The sequence below is a fragment of the Vibrio owensii CAIM 1854 = LMG 25443 genome (genome assembly GCF_000817815.1).
GTDB lineage: Bacteria > Pseudomonadota > Gammaproteobacteria > Enterobacterales > Vibrionaceae > Vibrio > Vibrio owensii.
In genome coordinates, this window is sequence record NZ_JPRD01000057.1 from 24,080 (window position 1) to 41,839 (window position 17,760).

The window sequence follows — 17,760 nt, forward strand, 5'->3', positions numbered from 1 at the left end:
TCAAGAGCGAGGGACGAGCGAGTTGGGGATCTCTTTCAACACTCAAATCTCGGTCATTCCGACGAGCCTAAGCGAGATCAGGAATCTAACTGCCACACGCTCTTACTCAATATTTCACATCAAGTCACAGCACTCGGTGAGCAGATTCTGAATCATGCTCGTCCCTCGCTGTTCAGAATGGCGTAAAAATTAAACATCAAATCCAAACTATCCAATTGAATCCAAAAATAAAGGACGCCGAAGCGCCCTTTTCTTGTACTTATTAGCAATAGTATAACTTAGTCTTTAGCGCTAAGTCTTACTCTTGGCTTGCCGTTGGTTGTGAAGTAGATTCCACTTGCTCTTTTTGTGCTTCTTTTCTTGCGCGGCGGTCGAACAAACGCTCAACCACAACGAAGAACACAGGCACGAAAAAGATACCAAGCAAGGTCGCACTTACCATACCACCAAGTACGCCCGTACCTACCGCGTTCTGACCCGCAGAGCCTACGCCCGCACTGATCGCTAGCGGCACTACACCAAGACCAAACGCAAGCGAAGTCATGATGATAGGACGAAGACGAACACGTACCGCGTGCAGCGTTGCTTCAATCAAGCCCGCGCCTTTCTCGTAGTATTCTTTCGCAAACTCCACGATAAGGATCGCGTTCTTCGTTGCCAGACCAACGGTGGTCAACAAGCTAACTTGGAAGAATACGTCGTTATCCATACCGCGAGTCATAACCGCAAGTACCGCACCTAACACACCTAGAGGCACAACAAGTACAACCGCGAATGGTACTGACCAACTCTCATAAAGTGCTGCTAGTACAAGGAAGACAACCAGAATCGACAGTGCATAAAGCATTGGAGCTTGGTTACCAGACAGACGTTCCTCGTAAGAGATACCGTTCCAGTTCACCGTAAAGCCAGGAGGTAGTTTTTCTACCATGGCTTCGATTTCTGCCATCGCTTCACCAGTACTTACGCCCGGAGCCGCACCACCTTGGATGTTCATAGCAGGTAGACCGTTAAAGCGTTGCAGTAGCGGAGAACCGTAAGTCCACTCACCTGTTGCAAATGCCGAGAATGGTACCATTTCACCTTGTGAGTTACGCACGTACCATGAGTCGAAATCTTTGGGCTGCATGCGGTGTTCTGCGTCACTCTGCACCATTACTTTCTTCACACGTCCGCGATCGATGTAATCGTTGATGTACGCACCACCCCATGCCGAAGCTAGGATTTGGTTTACATCGTTAATGCTCACATCAAGCGCACGCAATTTCACGTGGTCGATATGCACTTGGTACATCGGCGCATCTGCCTGACCATTTGGACGCACACCCACCAGTTTCGGGTTTTGTGCTGCCATACCTAGGATTTGGTATTGAGCCGCCACAAGCGCTTCATGACCGTTACCGGTTGAGTCTTGTAGATAGAAGTCGAAACCAGTCGCGTTACCCAACTCTTGAATCGCCGGTGGCGCAAACGCAAACACCATTGCTTCTTTAATCGTTGAGAAGTAACCCATCGCACGACCTGTCAGCGAAGCCGCATCCGAACCTGGAGCTTCACGTTCTGACCAATCTTTCAGACCGATAAACGCCATACCCATGTTCTGACCTTGACCCGCGAAGCTGAAGCCCGCAACCGAGAACACTGACGCGACGTTGTCCTTCTCTTCTTCTAGGAAGTAGTTACGGACTTTTTCTAATGTCTTTTCGGTCTGCTCTTGAGTCGAGTTCGGTGGCAAGATTGCCATTGAGAACACAGTACCTTGGTCTTCATCCGGTAGGAAAGACGTCGGTAGGTTCATGAACAACCAACCTGCGCCGGCACTCATTGCCGCGAATACCAACAGCATACGACCGGTGCGTTTTAGCATTTTCGCTACGCCCGCTTCGTAACCCGCTGTTGCTGCATCAAACTTACGGTTGAACCAGCCAAAGAAGCCTTTCTTATCCGAAAATTCTGCATCGCCTTTCTTCAGTAAACTCGCACAAAGTGCCGGAGTAAGAATGATCGCCACCAATACCGAGAGCGTCATCGCCGCTACGATGGTGATAGAGAACTGACGATAGATAACACCGGTTGAGCCAGACATGAACGCCATCGGTACGAATACCGCAGACAGCGTCAGACCAACACCCACTAGCGCGCCAGTGATCTGCCCCATTGACTTCTTCGTCGCTTCTTTTGGATCGAGACCGTCTTCGTGCATTACACGTTCCACGTTCTCAACTACTACGATCGCATCGTCCACCAGCAAGCCGATGGCCAGAACCATCGCAAACATGGTTAAGGTGTTAACACTAAAGCCTGTCGCGTAAAGGATCGCAAACGTACCCAGCAATACCACCGGAACTGCAATCGTTGGGATGATCGTCGCACGGAAGTTCTGCAAGAACAGGTACATGATCAAGAATACCAACACGATCGCTTCAAGCAGTGTCTTGATTACTTCTTTAATCGACGCATCAACGAATGGCGTTGTCTCAAACGGGTAAGCGATCTTCAAGCCATCTGGGAAAGTCGCACTTAGCTGACCAAGGCGTTCTTTTACTGCTTCTGCGGTTTCTAGCGCGTTCGCTCCAGTACCGAGAGAGATACCCAGACCTGCCGCTGGGAAGCCGTTGTACTGACCTTTGATGTCGTAGCTTTCTGCACCGCGCTCAACACGCGCGACGTCTTTCAGGTAAACATTCGAACCGTTCGCTTCTGATTTCAGAATGATGTTTCTGAATTCAGCCACACTGGTTAGACGGCTTGCTGAAGAAATCGTCGCGTTAAGCAACTGACCAGACTGAGCAGGCGCTGCGCCTAACTGACCAGAAGAAACCTGTGCGTTCTGCTCACGAATCGCGTTCGCAACGTCGATTGCCGTTAGGTTGAACTGAGTCAGTTTGAATGGGTCTAGCCAAACGCGCATTGCGTATTGAGAACCAAACGCTTGCACTTGACCTACACCCGTTACACGGCTGATCGGGTCTTGAATATTGGTAACAACAAAGTCACCGATGTCGTTTTCTGTGAATTCAGGGTCTTCAGAGTAAACCGCCACAACCATCAAGAATGAAGTGTTGGATTTGTTTACGATGATACCTTGGCTTTGTACTTCCATCGGAAGTGATGTCATCGCCAATTGCAGTTTGTTCTGCACCTGAACTTGCGCGATATCTGGATCCGCTTCGCTATCAAACGTCAGCGTAATGGTCGCGTTACCAAACGCATCGCTGCTTGAGTTTAGGTAGCGTAGGTAGTCCAGACCCGTCATGTTTTGCTCGATAACCTGAGTCACTGAGTCTTCTACGGTTTTCGCAGAAGCACCAGGGTAACGGGCATTGATTGAGATCGTGGTCGGTGAAATCGTCGGGTATTGAGAAACCGGCAAGTTGAACAGGGACATTACGCCCGCCAACATGGTCAGAATCGCAAGTACCCAAGCAAATACCGGACGATCGATAAAGAATCGTGCCATGATTATGCCTGCTCACCTGATTGAATGGTCACTGGGTTACCCGGTTGCACCATCTGCAGACCAGTTGTGATGACTTTATCACCCACTTTCAAGCCTTCTGTGATGCGCCATTGGTTACCAATAGACTCAGCAGTCGTCACTGGAGTGATAGACACTTTGTTGTCCGCACCCACAGTCATGACTGAAGCTTTGCCTGTTGCGTCACGCGTGACTGTGTTTTGTGGGATAAGAATCGCCACAGGGTCCACACCTACCGTTACCGTTGCGCGCACGAACATGCCTGGTAGCAATAAGCCATCTGGGTTCGCGAATTCTGCACGTAGCGTTACGCTGCCCGTGCTTTCGTCTACGTTCACTTCGGTAAACTTCATGGTGCCTTTGTGCGCGTAAGTCGAACCATCTTCAAGCGTTAGCGTCACTTGAGCGGATTCGTCTTTTTGCAAGTGACCTTGTGACATCGCTGCTTTCAAACGGAGTAACTGAGCAGAAGATTGCACGATATCAACATTGATTGGGTCTAGCTGTTGGATAGTCGTTAACGTCGCCGCTTGGTTTGCCGTTACCAGCGCACCCGCCGTTACGTTAGACTTGCTGATCACACCGCTGATTGGCGCTTTCACTTGTGCGTAAGACAGATTGATCTTCGCCGTGTTGATTCTCGCTTTCGCTACCAACACTTGCGCTTTCGCTTCTTTGTAAGCCGCTTCTGCTTCATCGAGATCTTGTTGGCTGATCGATTTCTTGGTGATCAACGCACGGTAACGGCGAACCGTTGAGTACGTTGACTCTTCAGATGCTTGAGCACGGATCAGTTCAGCTTCTGCGCTTAATAGGTCTGCTTGGAACGTAGAATCGTCGATCTGGTAAAGCGATTGACCTTTCTCAACCACACCACCCTCTTCAAAATTACGCTCAGAAATAATACCCGTTACCTGTGGGCGAACTTCTGCTTCTTTAAACGCTCGGCTGCGGCCTGGCAGTTCTACTGTTAGCGCTTGGCGAACAGGTTCTACCGTCAATACCGTCACTTCTGGTGTCGGCGCTGGACCACCTTGCGCTTGTCCTTCTTGGCTCTGTTCACACCCGACCAATAATAGGCTCGACGCAATCAAGAGCGATAGCGTGGTTCTACGTGTCATGAAAATTCTCTCTTCCTAACTAAAAAACGTGACTCAATAAAAAGTCAGCAAATATTAGTCGGGATGATAATTACTCAATGTTGTACATACAACAAAATTTACCGCTCTTTACGATAGACAAAAATGTTTGTTCTAAAGCTGTTATTGATCTCTCAATTTGAGCGCTTTTCTATTGGAAAAATAAATTTTCTGTGAGCAATTGAAATTGGATTTTTCTTAAGAAAAACAGGAGAAAAGAGTAGACAAAACCAGAGAATTCGTGACAAAGAAAGTCAACGAAAAATCATATTGGAGAGAAATTAATATAAGCAGAGCATAAACTGAAATGATAACAAAGTGGCATTAAATTTCATTTACAACTGATTAACATTAAATCATAAGCTGAACATTTACGCTTCGCTTTGTGTAATTATCTTTCAAATATAACCATTGATTTCCTTTTTTATATCCCTATAATTCGCTCCCCCTACACACCCTAACATACGAAACACGTTGGTTATGAGTAACAATAGCTCTTTAGTATTAGGGAATTACCTTTGGGACAGGACGACTCACTATTTACAGCCATCTCCTTTGAATGGCAAAGCAGAAGAACAAGAGACGGTTAAGCTAACTAATAAGCAAAAAGCGTTATTAAATTGCCTTGTTGATGCGTATCCAAACACGATTAGTAATAAAGAGATTATTCAGCAGGTTTGGGGGTATGAGCACATCTCACAAGAGAGTTTGCCTCAACTGATTAATCGCACTCGACGAACACTTGAAGACAACGACAAAACTATTCTGGTTAATACCCCTGGGGTTGGTTATTCCCTCAGTTTTGAATTTGCTCCAGAAGAGCCAGTTTCACAGCCAATTACCAAGCCAGAAGAGTGCGATCTCAAACCCGTCGGCAAGCAAAACGAAAAACTATGGAAAGCGCTTTTTATAGTAATGCTGTTAGTCACCCTCTTTAACCTTTGGGAAACCGGGAATGCTCTTTATTACAAGCACGACTTTGAACAGGTACTAAAAGCCAAAGCTTACCCAGAAATAAAACGTTCCGATGACGGAAAAACGATAGTGACAATTAACAACCATGAATGCATTTATCACAAAGATCAGCTTTTACTTCAATGCCCATAAAATCAAAGTATTGATAGCGTTGGTCGTGTTCAACGGCATTCTCTTGCTCACGGCACACCAGTCAAAAGTACAACTGTTTGGCAAAGTAGAAGCAATGCAATACAGGTGGACGACCTATACTCTACTCTATAAGGACTACCTTGAGAGCCGTCTTCATTACTCTGCTATTGATGCCGCGGAAACAAAGTTTCAGGCAATGGATTATAAGTACGAATATTCAAAGTCTAAGGGAAACGAGTACATCGTATTGGGCTATGAAGAGCCGGTGACCATACGCCACAATCGTGTTTTCTATCTGGATGATCAGTGCAGTCTGGTTTTCTTTGGTAAGGCAAAACGAACCTTAAAAAATATGACATTCCGCTGCTTATACTGAGAAGATTGCAATCGCTGTTAGAGCATAAAAACCGAGCTGAATAATTTCAGCTCGGTTTTCTTTTATTTCGAAATAACGGGAAAGTGTTTATTAAGAAACGCCATCACGTGCGGAACATACTTCTGAGAATCAAATGTCGGCGCACTATGCCCCACTCCTTCTTCAATCCACAACTGGTTCTCAATGTTATTCTCATCCAATTTAGCTTTGAGTAGTTCGCTTTGTGACAAAGGAACACGCTTATCTATCGTTCCATGTAACTGGATAAACGGCGGCGTTTTGTCGTTAACATAGGTCGTTGATGATGCCTGCTTGGCGATTTCAGGAATGGCACTTGGCGTGTCACCTAAAAAGCGAGACACCGATGATTTCTTACTCGCACTCTTTCCCCCCTTACTGCCTAGCGCTAACAAATCAGTGGGACCAAAAAAACTCACAACCGCTTTCACCTGATATTTGGGCTTCACATAAAATGAGATGTCGCCGTGCGCATTCGTAGTTCCAATCAAGCCCGCTAAGTGTCCACCCGCAGAGCGCCCCATCATCACTACGTTATCTGCCGCAATATGGTATTGCTTCGCATGATCATGAAGGAAGTTAATAGCATCATCGATGTCTTGTACTGGCGCCGGAAATATAGCCTCGCCGCTCAAACGGTAATCGACTGAAGCAAGCGCATAACCTTTCTCGATGACTGATTGCAATAACCGTGGGTTCTTAGTAGGTATCGCATCCTTACTCCCGCGCTTCCAAGCACCACCATGAACCCAAACCAAAAGTGGATAAGGTTGCTCACTGTGCACTTTCGGTTTGTAGAGATCGAGCTTAATCTCTCGACCTTTAACGGTTTTAAACACAATATCCTTGTCAACGACAGCACTTTCTAAGGTGTTTGCCTGTACATTTACCGTCAATATGCTGAGTGAAATTGCACTAAGCAAAGTCATGATTTTCTTCATTGATTTTAAGTCCACCATTAGAACGATGCTTCTGCAGCAACCCAGTATCGACGACCATCTTCAACATAGCCATATTCATCGTATGTTGTTTCCGCATCGAATAGGTTGTAGATACCTGCCATCAGTTTAAATTGGCGATTGATTTGCCAGTTACCACCAAAGTCAACATAAGTAATTGACGGAGCAGAGGCATTTCTTGAATCCACAGTAATTGGGTCGGATTCTTCGCTGCGATAAGACACACGAACCCACGAGTTAATATTGTCACGAATCGCCCAATCTGCGTTCAGCGCAACCAAATGCTCTGGAGCTTGTGTTAACGGCTGACCTTTATCTTCACCTGACTTTTTCTCACTATAGGTATAAGTGTAAGTGGCACCGACATTGATCGTTTCAGTCACTCCTTTGTTAATCGAGCCTTCCGCACCATACGTGATAGCATCTTCAATATTTACATACGTTGCATCGCATGCACGTCCAGTACAGCTTGGATCGAGGTTAATCGTGTCGATCTTGTCTTTAAAATCGTTGTAAAACACAGTCAAACTGGAGTTCAAATCATTCACTCCGGAGTAATACATGCCTAACTCAGTGTTGACGGAAGATTCAGGTTTCAAGTCTGCATTGCCATAAACTTCACATTTACCGTTACAGCTTTCTTGCACCCAATCTTCCTCCATTTCCGTCAAACTTGGTGCGCGATACCCCGTTGAAACACCACCTTTCATTGTCCATTCTGGATTAAGAGTCCAAACACCGTACACACGCGGACTAAAGTGTGAGTTAAACTGCTCGTTGTCGTCGTATCGTAGACCCAATGTGAGCGCAAAGTTGTCTGTCAGGTACCATTCATCTTCGGCAAATACCGACCATTGCGAGTTCTTGAAAACAAAATCACCGTTATCCAGTTCTTCACTTTCAAATGCAGCACCGATTGAAATGTAATGCATACCAAATGCCTTGGACCATTGAGTATTGGCATTGATGTTTTGCACTTCTAAACCACGCCCTACATTTTCAACCGTTTCAGTGCTGATGTATGAAGAACCAGCTACAGATTCATAGTTAGCATCATGTGCAATACCAACCGATTGACGGTTATTGTTGGTCGCAGAGGTCTTAGTCCGTGACTTCCCTTGCGTGTTCACTCGCTCTTGATCGTGATGAGTGTAATCAAGGGTGAATGTATCTTCTTCCGTTGGAGTGAAATAAACAGACGCACGATAGTTCTCAAGCGTTTTACCGCCGTTTGCATAAAGTATTTCGTCTTCAATACGCTCTTGATACATCCCTGAAATCGCAGTGCTCACCAAGCCATCAATCAAAGGACCTGCGAGGTACATTTCGCCTTGATAGAAATTGCCTGACTTACTGTTTTCTTGTAGCGTTGCTTCCGCGCGGAGACTACCTGTCCATTCTGGAAAATCTTTGCGTGTAATAATGTTGATCACACCACCGATGGCATCTGAGCCATACAAAGTCGACATTGGACCACGCACTACCTCAATACGCTCAATCGAATTTAGCGGTGGTAACCAATCCTGCTCAAAGCCTCCCCCGCTACTAACCTGCGTTTCACGACCAGATTGCTTACGTCCGTCAACGAGAATTGCGGTGTAATCTGAAGGCATGCCACGCAAGGAGATCTCTTGGCGAGAACCGCCACCAGTGATAACAACACCCGGTATGTCTTTCAGAGCATCGGTTAGATCTTTATAAGAACGGTTTTCGATTTGCGCGCGGTCAATCACACTAATCGACGCAGGAGCTTCCAACGTAGATTGCTCATACCCAGAAGCCGTCACCACCATGGTTTCCATAATGGTGTGATCTTCAGTTATTTGAGAATCAGCAAAAGAAACAAGAGGGAGTGCCGCTGAAATACCTGCGGTAACGTTTACCGCAGTGCGACAATTAAATGGGATATTCTTGAGCATGTTTGATAACTAATTTTATTTACAACTGATAATTGTTATCAATTAAACTCTCATTACCCTATGCTTTCAATCAATACAGTATGCACGACATCGAATCTTACTATGCAGGATCTGCAACGTTGATTCACAATACCCAATCAAGCATTTATGCATGCATTTCGTTATCTTCGAACAACTCGTTGAATAACTCACGGATCCAAATACACATTGGGTCATCATGAAAACGCTTATGCCAATACAAATACACTTGTGAGAAATCCAAACGTAGTGGTTCTGGCACTTCACGTGTTATTAGGCGTTCATCCTGACAAGCCGCTTCGGCGAATGGCGTCGGTAAATGAAAGATAATGTCCGTCTCCGCCGCAATACTCGGCGCTGATGTGAAGTTAGTAAGTTGTACTGGCGCCGACAAACGCTGCTTTTTATCTGCTAAGCCTAACTCAATGAACTTGTGCTCAAATGACAACGTTTTCTCTCCTTGTAGAGAGATTTGACCAAAATGGTAATCACGCAACTTCTCTGCCGTTAAGGCTTCATTGGCAAGTGGATGGTTTCTACTCATTAATAAACGAAAGTCTCGTTTAGCCACGACCTTACGATAAATATTTTGTTCTGATGTCGGCGGCTCGTGGGAAGAAAGCGAGAAATGCACATCGCCAGACACCAGTTCCTCAAAATGGCGTTTCGGCGTTGTGTCGATACTGACCACAAGATTTGGTGCTCGCTCACGAATGGCAGCAACAAGCTTGGGCATCATAGTGTTGATCTGCGGCTGCAAACCATAGAATCGAACGGTGCCTTCCACCTTCTCTGGTTCGAATGAATTCTTATGCGATAACTTTTCAAGACTAATAATCAACGCAGATATGTCTAACTTTATCGCTTCTGCTTTTGGGGTAAGTTCATAGCCAAAGCTCGTACGTACCAATAACTCATCATCAAAAAACACTCGCATCTTTTGCAGTGCTCGACTTACTGAAGACTGACTCGTATTGAGCAGCAAAGCAGTATTCGATACGTGCTTTTCTTCGAGAAGGTATTTAAGAATGTAGAGAGACGTTACGTCAATTTGAGGAATTTGCATAAGCGAAATCTGGCAACGAAAAGTGAAATTGTAGAGCCAGATTATATGATCGATGTTGTCATGAGTAACAACTTTTCACCAGTTTCAATGATGAATAGAGACTTCCCGCCCCCCGCATAATGGTGCGGGTTCAAACACCTATAGACAAAAAAGCCCCAAACTAAAGGGGCTTTGAGTTACCTAATCTTCCACTTGATTAAACGCGGAACTGACTGACTTGCTTGTCTAACTGTTGCGTCTGTTTTGACAGCATAGACAGTGACTGTTGCGCTTGGCTCACCACATCAACAATCGACGTGCTGCTGTCTGCGATACCTTGAACGTTGCTGTTCACTTCATCACTCACTGAGCTTTGTTGACCTGCTGCTGTCGCAATGTGCGTGTTCATCTCGTTCATACGTGCGATCGCGTTAAGGATTTCAGCCAAAGATTCTGTCGCCAAACCTGCCGATTGAATGGTGTCTTCGCTGCTGGTTTTACTGCCCTGCATCACTTCCACCGCCTGAGCAGCGCCTGCTTGCAGCTTCTCAATCATCGATTGAATCTCGCCCGTGCTCTTTTGAGTACGGCTGGCTAAGGAACGAACTTCATCTGCCACAACAGCAAAACCACGACCTTGCTCACCAGCACGTGCCGCTTCAATCGCCGCGTTCAATGCTAACAAGTTGGTCTGTTCTGCAATGCCACGGATAACATCCAATACTGAAGCAATGTTGCTTACGTCATTATCTAGTGTGTTGATGACTTGGCTTGCACTTTCAATCTCACCCGCAAGATCACGAATCGCTGCGACTGTTTGCTCCAAAATCACATTGGTATTCGACAACTCTTCGTTCGCTGTTTGGCTTGCCAAAGCGGCTTCTGTTGCGCTGTCGCTTACGTTGCGACTGGTCACTTGCATTTCATGAACTGCTGCGGCAACAGCTTCGCTATCACGTTGTTGGTGAACTGTTGAATCTGCAATGGTTGAGGTCAACGAATTCAGGTTGTTCATTTCCTGACGCAATGTGTTTGCGCTTTCGACGACTTGTGACACTGTCGCTTGAATTTTAGTCACGAACTGGTTGAAGCCACCGGCAAGTTGACCAATTTCATCTTGCGAGTTGATGCTAATACGTTGGCTCAAATCCCCTTCTCCAGACGCAATTTGCACCATTGCTTCTTTGATGTCGTTGATTGGCTTCACAACAGTTTTTAGCAGTAATACCACCATACCAAGCGCTGCAATAATTACGATTGCGATGCCTGCTTCAAGAATAAGTTCTGCACGGAGTGCCGCTGCTGCGATATCCGTTTTTAGCGTCTTTTGTTTTGCTTCAATCGCATCTTTCACCACATTTAGTTGTTCACGTACCGCACCAAATTGGTGTTCAAATTCCGCTTTGTTTGACTCGTAATAACTTACCCACTGCGATTGTGGCTTGCTGATCATGGTTTCATAGCTTTGCAGCCATTTCTCACCTGTTGATACTAGCTTCTGCACCTCGCTACCATGACTGTGAGGCATTACCCCCGCATCGGACAGTGACATGACTTTCTTCATACGTGGCAGAGCTTTGTATGCGTTGTCTTTGTATTCAAATAGATGGTGGTCAATTTCCGATTGAGACTGCGCCAGAGCTAAACCTTGAATCGCTGAAGTTGCTTGATAGAGGTCGCGATACGCATCTTCAATGGTAAAAAGGCTTGGGGTAACCTGCTCGTTAAGCGTGTCGCTAAGCTCGGTTTGTTTCCACATCGTGAGAACATTCAATACTGAGCTTAAAGTCAGTAATACAATCATCAAAGATAGAGGGAGAACTATCTTTTGCTTGATAGAGAGGTTGCTGAACATGAATAGATACCTTTTGTTATATTGTTCAAATCGCGCCCAATTATAACAAAGAGACAGCACAAGTAATTTCATATACAGTGCAACGTATTATAATAATTTTTATCTTTACGACTAATATTTTAGATTCAACAAATAATTGAATTTATTGGCTTATCTATAACGGACCAAGGTCACAAAGACACATCAAGAACTTCAGTCAATACAAGTTGTTTCCCCTTGTTTTGGTTGGAAGATCTCCATCATGGGTTCAATTTGACCATTACCCCACACGACAAAGCCAAAGCACAATAAGGGGAGCAAGAGATGAATAAGGGATTTGAACGTACCGAGCTTGCCGCGTTGAATCGCTGTGGGTCTGAATACTTTGACGCCTTTTGGTGGGAACTGACCTTCGATTAAGCCACGTACACCGAGAGGCAACATAAATACCGCCGTAAGTAAAAACACGGAAAGTGGCACCCAAAAGAACAGTATGTGAACCAGAAGTTCTAAACCTGACATACCGAACACTTCATAACATTCCGGCGCTTTGGCAACTGCTTGCAGTAGAGGCTCTCCCTCAAGCTTAAACAGCACGCCTACTAGAACACAAAATGCACCAGTGGTAGCGACTCTGATGATCTTTTCTTGTTTGCTGTACTGCGGTGCGTATTCCTTCATGCCCTTGCCTATCAAGATAAAAACCGAGAGAGGTAGCTTAAGAATGGCACGCCAGAGCGCAAATGTGTGGGTGGCTTTTGGGACGCACAATAGCGAATAATGAAACAGAAAGAAAACAGCCTCAATATCGCTATTGAGGCTGCAGGAAAGTTCATGAGTCCGGTTTAATCGTCGAACAACAAGTTGATTGCAATTGCCATCAAAACTAAGCCTGAGATTGGCAGTAAGACACCTAATGGTGAGCGCTCGATGTAAGGCAGATTCTCTGCAATCAATAAGCCCCATTCAGGTTCTGGTGGCTTAACGCCAAGTCCGATAAAACTCAGAGACGTCAGGCTGAGCGTAATGTACGGCAAACGCAGAAACGCATGACGAATCAATGGCGGCAGCACATAAGGTAACAAGTAGTAACGGAGTACTCGCCACTGACTGGTTCCCCAAATGGGCGCAAGATGCGTGTAAGGCTGCGCTTTGGCTTCCATCAACAAGCTCGCACAGTGCGCTGCTAATGGTGCCCATGACACCATAACAATCGCAATCAAGGCACTATTTGGGTTCATCCCCGTTAGACCAGCAATCAGCAGACCCGCCACAATGTATGGCACACCTTTGGTGATCTCAATTAAACCTTGGCTATAACGAGTCACAAAGCCGAGCAGCAAACCAATCACCAAACTTAGGAAGGTGGCGATGATGCCCATTTTGATTGTCGACATCATACCGCCGCCAACACGAGCAAGCAGATCTCGTCCAACCGCATCGGCACCAAACGGTGCTGCTAAGCTTGGCGATTCAAGGCGAGTAAATTGGATAGTGTAAGGATCGCGCATTAACGCCCATCCAGCACAACCAATCAGCAAGGCAAAGATTGTGGCACTGACGATGCGTTTGGTGGTGCTTTGGGTAAAACGGAACGTGCTGTGACTGCTGATCAGCTTGCCACTTGTGACACTGTGCCCGAGTAACCAGCGTTGCAATAAGATGCTCGCACTGCTGATCAACATCGAGAACACCAGCAACACTAACAAACCACCTTGCAGCATCGGCAGATCTTGTGACTTCGCAGCGCCTAAGATTAGTCGTCCGATACCCGGAATGGAAAACACTTGTTCCACAGCAACCGCGCCGCCGGTTAAACCAATCACCGTCATTGCGATTTGAGGAATCAAGTTACTAACGGCACGCCATAAGGCAAAGCGTAAGATTTGAAACTTACTGACGTTCGCCGATAGCCAAGTGATCACCCAAGGCTCATCTAGTACACGCTTGAGGCTGTCATTGAGCAAGCGCCCGAACAAGCCAGCAGCAGGCAATGCCATTGCCAAGCTGGGTAGCCAGAGGTTTTGCACACCTTGCCAACCATAAGGCGGGAACCAACCCAACCAGATGGAAAACACCATGATCAGCAACGAAGCAATCACGTATTCAGGCAATGAAACCAACACCGAACTGAGCGTGTCATGATGCTTGTCTAAACGATTCTGTTGCCAACGACGCACAGTGTAAAGTACGCTCGCCATGCACATTACAAATGCCATGCCTAGCGCTGTAAGCATCAGTAATAGCGACGTTTTTGCGGTTTGTTGAACGCTCTCCATCACGGATGCGCCACTCACCCAAGAGACACCTAAGTCACCTTGCATGGCAAGCGTCAACCAATCCCACAGTCGCTCAGCAGCGCTGCGGTCAAGTTGAAGATCTTCTCGAATTGCTTGCAGAGCTTCCGCCGTCAGCAATTGTTGAGCACCCGCACGGGCACGCAGGATTGATTGGCTTGGATCGATACCTGCAATATCCGGCATCAAACCCACCAGCACAACCACTACCCCGAGAGACAGGAAGCGCGACAAAAAACGCGTAAACCATTCAGGCATACAAGCGCTCCAACGAGAGCGCATGTTGGCAGCAGACGACATCGAGTTAGTTCACCTCAGTAAACTGGTCGATCAGGCGACGCTCACGTGGGTCACGTTGTGCATTCTTCACGCGGTCACTCTCACCTTGGATTACACGCTCGTGAAGCAGTGGAATCACAGCGTATTGCTCAAGGATTTTGCTTTCTGCTTCGATGATCGCTTGTTGGCGTTTCTCACCCAAAGGCTGACGATCAGCGTGTTTCAGTGCTGCGTCCACTTCTTCAGAGCAGAACTGACCTAGGTTGTAAGAACCTTTACAGCTAAAGTCACTTTGCATGTACGCCACTGGGTCACCAGAATCCAACACTGTTGCACGTGACAACAAGAACGCATCGAACTTACCTGCTAGTGCATCGTTTTCGATTTGTGCGTATTCACGAACGTCTAGCTCAACCACAAAGCCAGCCGCTTCAAGTTGTTGCTTTAGTAGCACCGCTACTTCTGGCAACTCAGCACGGTCGGTAAATGTACCGATGGTGATCTTCTCACCGTTGGCGTGGCGCATTTCCATGGTTTCCATACGAGGGTTCGCGTCACGAATTGGTTGAGCCCATGCCAATGCAGGACCTAACAAACCTTTCGCTGAGTCGGCGTGGTTCTCGTAAACCGTTTTGATGATTTGCTCACGGTTAACCGCTTGAGCTGCTGCTTTACGCAAACCGAACTGGCTAAACACATCTGATTTGTTGTTTAGGTAAAGCGTGTTGGTACGTGGCATTGCGACTTCGTGCAGCTGTGAAGATTCCATCATCGCGATTTGCGATACAGGAACCGCTTCAACTACATCCGCCTCACCGGTACGCAGCGCTGCAGCACGAGCAAAACCGTTTGGTACGTATTCAGCAAAGATACTGTCTACTTTTGCTTTTTCACCCCAGTAACCGTCAAAACGCTTCAGTTTTGCGCTGGTTGTCCCGTTGATTTCTGTCAGAACAAATGGACCCGTACCCGCATTGATTGGCACAACACGACCGTTTTCTTGGTATGCAGCACCAGAAAGGATCGCTAGCTGTGGGCTAGATAGACGGCTTGGCAACAATGGATCGTTAAAGGTCGTTTTGATTTCAACAGTGAAGTCGTCCAATGCGCGAACTTGCCATTCGATACCATCCAAAATGCGTGGCTTTGGTGCGGCATCTAATGCTTTTTGTAGAGAGTTCACAACCGCGTTGGCATCAAGGTCAGAACCATCATGGAATTTCACGCCCTTACGTACCGTAAATTGCCACGTCATCGGTTCAACTTGTTCCCATTCCGTTGCCAGCATAGGCTCTGCTACCGACTGATCGTTTAGGTTCACTAGCGTTTCTGCAGTGCTCCAACGTGACAGTTTGAACGCGTCATCTGAAAGTGGTGACAAACCTGTGCGTGGTGGCTGCATCATGGCAACGCGAATTTCCGTTGCTTGCGGTGCAGCTGCTTTTTCCGCTTCTGGCTTGCTTTCGCCAGAGTCAAAACAACCCGTCAGCAATGCGCTTAAAGCCAGCGACAAAGCTAACTTGGGAGTACTAAGGTGCATAAGAAACCTCTCCAATGGTTTTTGTGAATTCATTACTTTTGTGTTGAGCGCTCATCAAGGCTCTCGTGATCAAGTGTGATGGGTTATTTGTCACGTTCTGTGCTGTACCGTGCTCGACAACGCGTCCTTTGTCTAACACTAGGATTTCATCGCATAGGGTTTGTGCCGCATCGAGGTCGTGTGTCACCAAAATCAGGCGCATCTGACGACTCTTTTGAATGCCTGCCAACAAGTCGAGAATCTGTTTACGACTGACGGGATCTAGGCTGCTGGTTGGCTCATCGGCAACCAACACGCAAGGCTCAACAATTAAAGCTCTGGCGATAGCCACACGTTGCGCTTGCCCAACCGATAACTGCTGCGGGTTACGATCCTGCAATGTGAAATCCAAACCGACATCCGCCAAGACCTTTTCCACCTTCTCATTGAGCTCTTGCGTCAAGCCAATATTGCTTAGCGGCTCCAGTAAGATCTGGCGAACGGTGTAGTACGGATTCAAGCTCGATTGCGGCTCTTGCGGAATCAGTTGAATGTGCTGACACAACTCTTGTCGCTGCTTAGCCGAGCTACGCGATAACGGATAACCACACACATACACTTCACCAGATGTGGGCTTACGAAGACCGAACAGAAGCTCAATCAAGGTCGATTTACCCGCACCAGAAGGACCAACAATCGCAATGTTCTTTGTGTCGATAGCAAGATCCAATTGTTCGAGCGCTTTAAACGGTTTGCCCCCCAACCAACTTGGTTTGGAGTAATAGTGAACACTGGCTTGCTCAAAGCGAACTTCCGCCGATTTAGGCTGCGTGTGCCCGCTCAAGTTGTGCTTAGTCAAAATAGGCTCCAGAGATGAGGTTAAGGCAGCAGTTGCGCAAGTTGTTGGCAGAAAGGATGCGAACTTTGCTGAATGGCTTGCCATGGTGCGCCATAAGCCACCATGGTGTTGTCCGCAATCACCAAGACTTTGTCACACGCCAAAGCCGCAGAGAGATCGTGCGTGATCAACAAACCACTGATGTTGCGTTGTTGAACACTGCTGCGAAACAACTCGAGGATCTCCGCTTCGGTGATTGGATCGAGCGCACTGGTGGGCTCATCAGCGATGATCAAGTTGGCACTACCAAGCAACGCAATCGCAATACAAATACGCTGGCGCTGACCACCAGATAACTGGCTTGGATGCTGCGCTAATGCTGCTTTTGGATCCGCAAATCCGAGTTGAGACAACAAGGTCGTCACCGTTTCTCGGTGCGCTGAAGACAAGCGTGTTTTGTTGCCCGTCAATGCCAAACACAGTTGTTGCTCGACAGAGGCCAATGGATTCAGCGCTTTAAGTGCATCTTGGAAAATGACCGCGGGACGCTGCGGTTGACTACGTTGCAGCATGGCAGTTTGTGCGACTTCACTGCTGTTAAGCTGGATACTTCCGTCGACCCAAATATCAGACGGCAAAAAACCTGCGACGGCTTTCGACAACATGGATTTACCAATGCCGGAAGGTCCCATAATGGCAAGAACTTCACCTTGAAACAGCTCAAAAGAAATGTCTTTGAAGAGTGTGCGTTCTGAGTCTGTAAGGCTGAGATTATTAACGGAGAGTATTGGTTGAGAAATCACGACATCAAACTAAATGTAACAATATAACATAACAATAGTATCACGCAGGCCTGAGCAAGAAAACAACTCAGAGGGGTTATTTCATCACCTTTTTCACGCTTTTATCAGCAAGGGCAGATGACTCAGCCCTT

At 46.8% G+C, this 17,760-nt stretch carries 12 protein-coding genes; 1 reads left to right on the top strand and 11 read right to left on the bottom strand.

Annotated elements, in window-relative coordinates; all coding sequences use genetic code 11:
* Positions 1–298: 298 nt before the first annotated feature.
* Together H735_RS25515 and H735_RS25520 are read right to left on the bottom strand one after the other, a co-directional pair.
* Positions 299–3,460, bottom strand: a complete 3,162-nt coding sequence (locus H735_RS25515) for an efflux RND transporter permease subunit (protein WP_009707045.1) — start codon at positions 3,458–3,460, stop codon at positions 299–301.
* Between the two features lie 2 nt (positions 3,461–3,462).
* On the bottom strand, positions 3,463–4,599 hold the full coding sequence (locus H735_RS25520; protein WP_020195666.1) for an efflux RND transporter periplasmic adaptor subunit: 1,137 nt from the start codon (positions 4,597–4,599) through the stop codon (positions 3,463–3,465).
* A 498-nt stretch (positions 4,600–5,097) separates the two neighbouring features.
* Here H735_RS25520 and H735_RS25525 point away from each other — a divergent pair, with 498 nt between their 5' ends.
* Positions 5,098–5,724, top strand: coding sequence for a winged helix-turn-helix domain-containing protein (locus H735_RS25525; protein ID WP_020195665.1), 627 nt, complete (start codon positions 5,098–5,100; stop codon positions 5,722–5,724).
* A 438-nt stretch (positions 5,725–6,162) separates the two neighbouring features.
* Here the strand turns inward: H735_RS25525 and H735_RS25535 are convergent, their stop codons facing one another.
* From H735_RS25535 to H735_RS25575, 9 genes are all read right to left on the bottom strand, one after another.
* Entirely contained in the window at positions 6,163–7,059 is an 897-nt protein-coding gene (locus H735_RS25535) for an alpha/beta hydrolase (RefSeq protein ID WP_027726650.1), read from the bottom strand.
* Positions 7,060–7,076: 17 nt separating this feature from the next.
* The gene (locus tag H735_RS25540) at positions 7,077–8,996 is read right to left on the bottom strand and encodes a TonB-dependent receptor domain-containing protein (RefSeq protein ID WP_020195662.1); all 1,920 of its coding nucleotides are present in this window, start codon (positions 8,994–8,996) and stop codon (positions 7,077–7,079) included.
* 145 nt (positions 8,997–9,141) lie between these two features.
* Positions 9,142–10,080 carry a LysR family transcriptional regulator gene (locus H735_RS25545; RefSeq protein WP_020195661.1) on the bottom strand — a complete coding sequence of 313 codons (939 nt, stop codon included), beginning with the start codon at positions 10,078–10,080 and terminating at the stop codon, positions 9,142–9,144.
* 196 nt (positions 10,081–10,276) lie between these two features.
* Positions 10,277–11,914: a methyl-accepting chemotaxis protein gene (locus H735_RS25550; protein ID WP_020195660.1), complete on the bottom strand. Its 1,638-nt coding sequence runs from the start codon at positions 11,912–11,914 to the stop codon at positions 10,277–10,279.
* A 192-nt stretch (positions 11,915–12,106) separates the two neighbouring features.
* Entirely contained in the window at positions 12,107–12,574 is a 468-nt protein-coding gene (locus H735_RS25555; protein WP_020195659.1) for a hypothetical protein, read from the bottom strand.
* A 164-nt stretch (positions 12,575–12,738) separates the two neighbouring features.
* Positions 12,739–14,490: an ABC transporter permease subunit gene (locus tag H735_RS25560; protein WP_042980595.1), complete on the bottom strand. Its 1,752-nt coding sequence runs from the start codon at positions 14,488–14,490 to the stop codon at positions 12,739–12,741.
* Between the two features lie 4 nt (positions 14,491–14,494).
* Positions 14,495–16,009, bottom strand: coding sequence for an ABC transporter substrate-binding protein (locus tag H735_RS25565; RefSeq protein WP_020195657.1), 1,515 nt, complete (start codon positions 16,007–16,009; stop codon positions 14,495–14,497).
* On the bottom strand, positions 15,999–16,847 hold the full coding sequence (locus tag H735_RS25570; RefSeq protein WP_020195656.1) for an ABC transporter ATP-binding protein: 849 nt from the start codon (positions 16,845–16,847) through the stop codon (positions 15,999–16,001). The genes H735_RS25565 and H735_RS25570 overlap by 11 nt, the downstream gene beginning before the upstream one ends.
* 20 nt (positions 16,848–16,867) lie before the next feature.
* Complete coding sequence (locus tag H735_RS25575) at positions 16,868–17,629, bottom strand: ATP-binding cassette domain-containing protein (protein WP_020195655.1); 762 nt, start codon at positions 17,627–17,629, stop codon at positions 16,868–16,870.
* Positions 17,630–17,760 lie beyond the last annotated feature (131 nt).

What these genes read in the sequence shown, in the direction of transcription:
- H735_RS25555 (WP_020195659.1), bottom strand. Translation starts at nt 12,574, where the DNA reads ATGAAGGAATACGCACCGCAGTACAGCAAACAAGAAAAGATCATCAGA.
- H735_RS25545 (WP_020195661.1), bottom strand. Translation starts at nt 10,080, where the DNA reads ATGCAAATTCCTCAAATTGACGTAACGTCTCTCTACATTCTTAAATAC.
- H735_RS25550 (WP_020195660.1), bottom strand. Translation starts at nt 11,914, where the DNA reads ATGTTCAGCAACCTCTCTATCAAGCAAAAGATAGTTCTCCCTCTATCT.
- H735_RS25560 (WP_042980595.1), bottom strand. Translation starts at nt 14,490, where the DNA reads ATGTCGTCTGCTGCCAACATGCGCTCTCGTTGGAGCGCTTGTATGCCT.
- H735_RS25525 (WP_020195665.1), top strand. Translation starts at nt 5,098, where the DNA reads ATGAGTAACAATAGCTCTTTAGTATTAGGGAATTACCTTTGGGACAGG.
- H735_RS25520 (WP_020195666.1), bottom strand. Translation starts at nt 4,599, where the DNA reads ATGACACGTAGAACCACGCTATCGCTCTTGATTGCGTCGAGCCTATTA.
- H735_RS25565 (WP_020195657.1), bottom strand. Translation starts at nt 16,009, where the DNA reads ATGCACCTTAGTACTCCCAAGTTAGCTTTGTCGCTGGCTTTAAGCGCA.
- H735_RS25535 (WP_027726650.1), bottom strand. Translation starts at nt 7,059, where the DNA reads ATGAAGAAAATCATGACTTTGCTTAGTGCAATTTCACTCAGCATATTG.
- H735_RS25540 (WP_020195662.1), bottom strand. Translation starts at nt 8,996, where the DNA reads ATGCTCAAGAATATCCCATTTAATTGTCGCACTGCGGTAAACGTTACC.
- H735_RS25515 (WP_009707045.1), bottom strand. Translation starts at nt 3,460, where the DNA reads ATGGCACGATTCTTTATCGATCGTCCGGTATTTGCTTGGGTACTTGCG.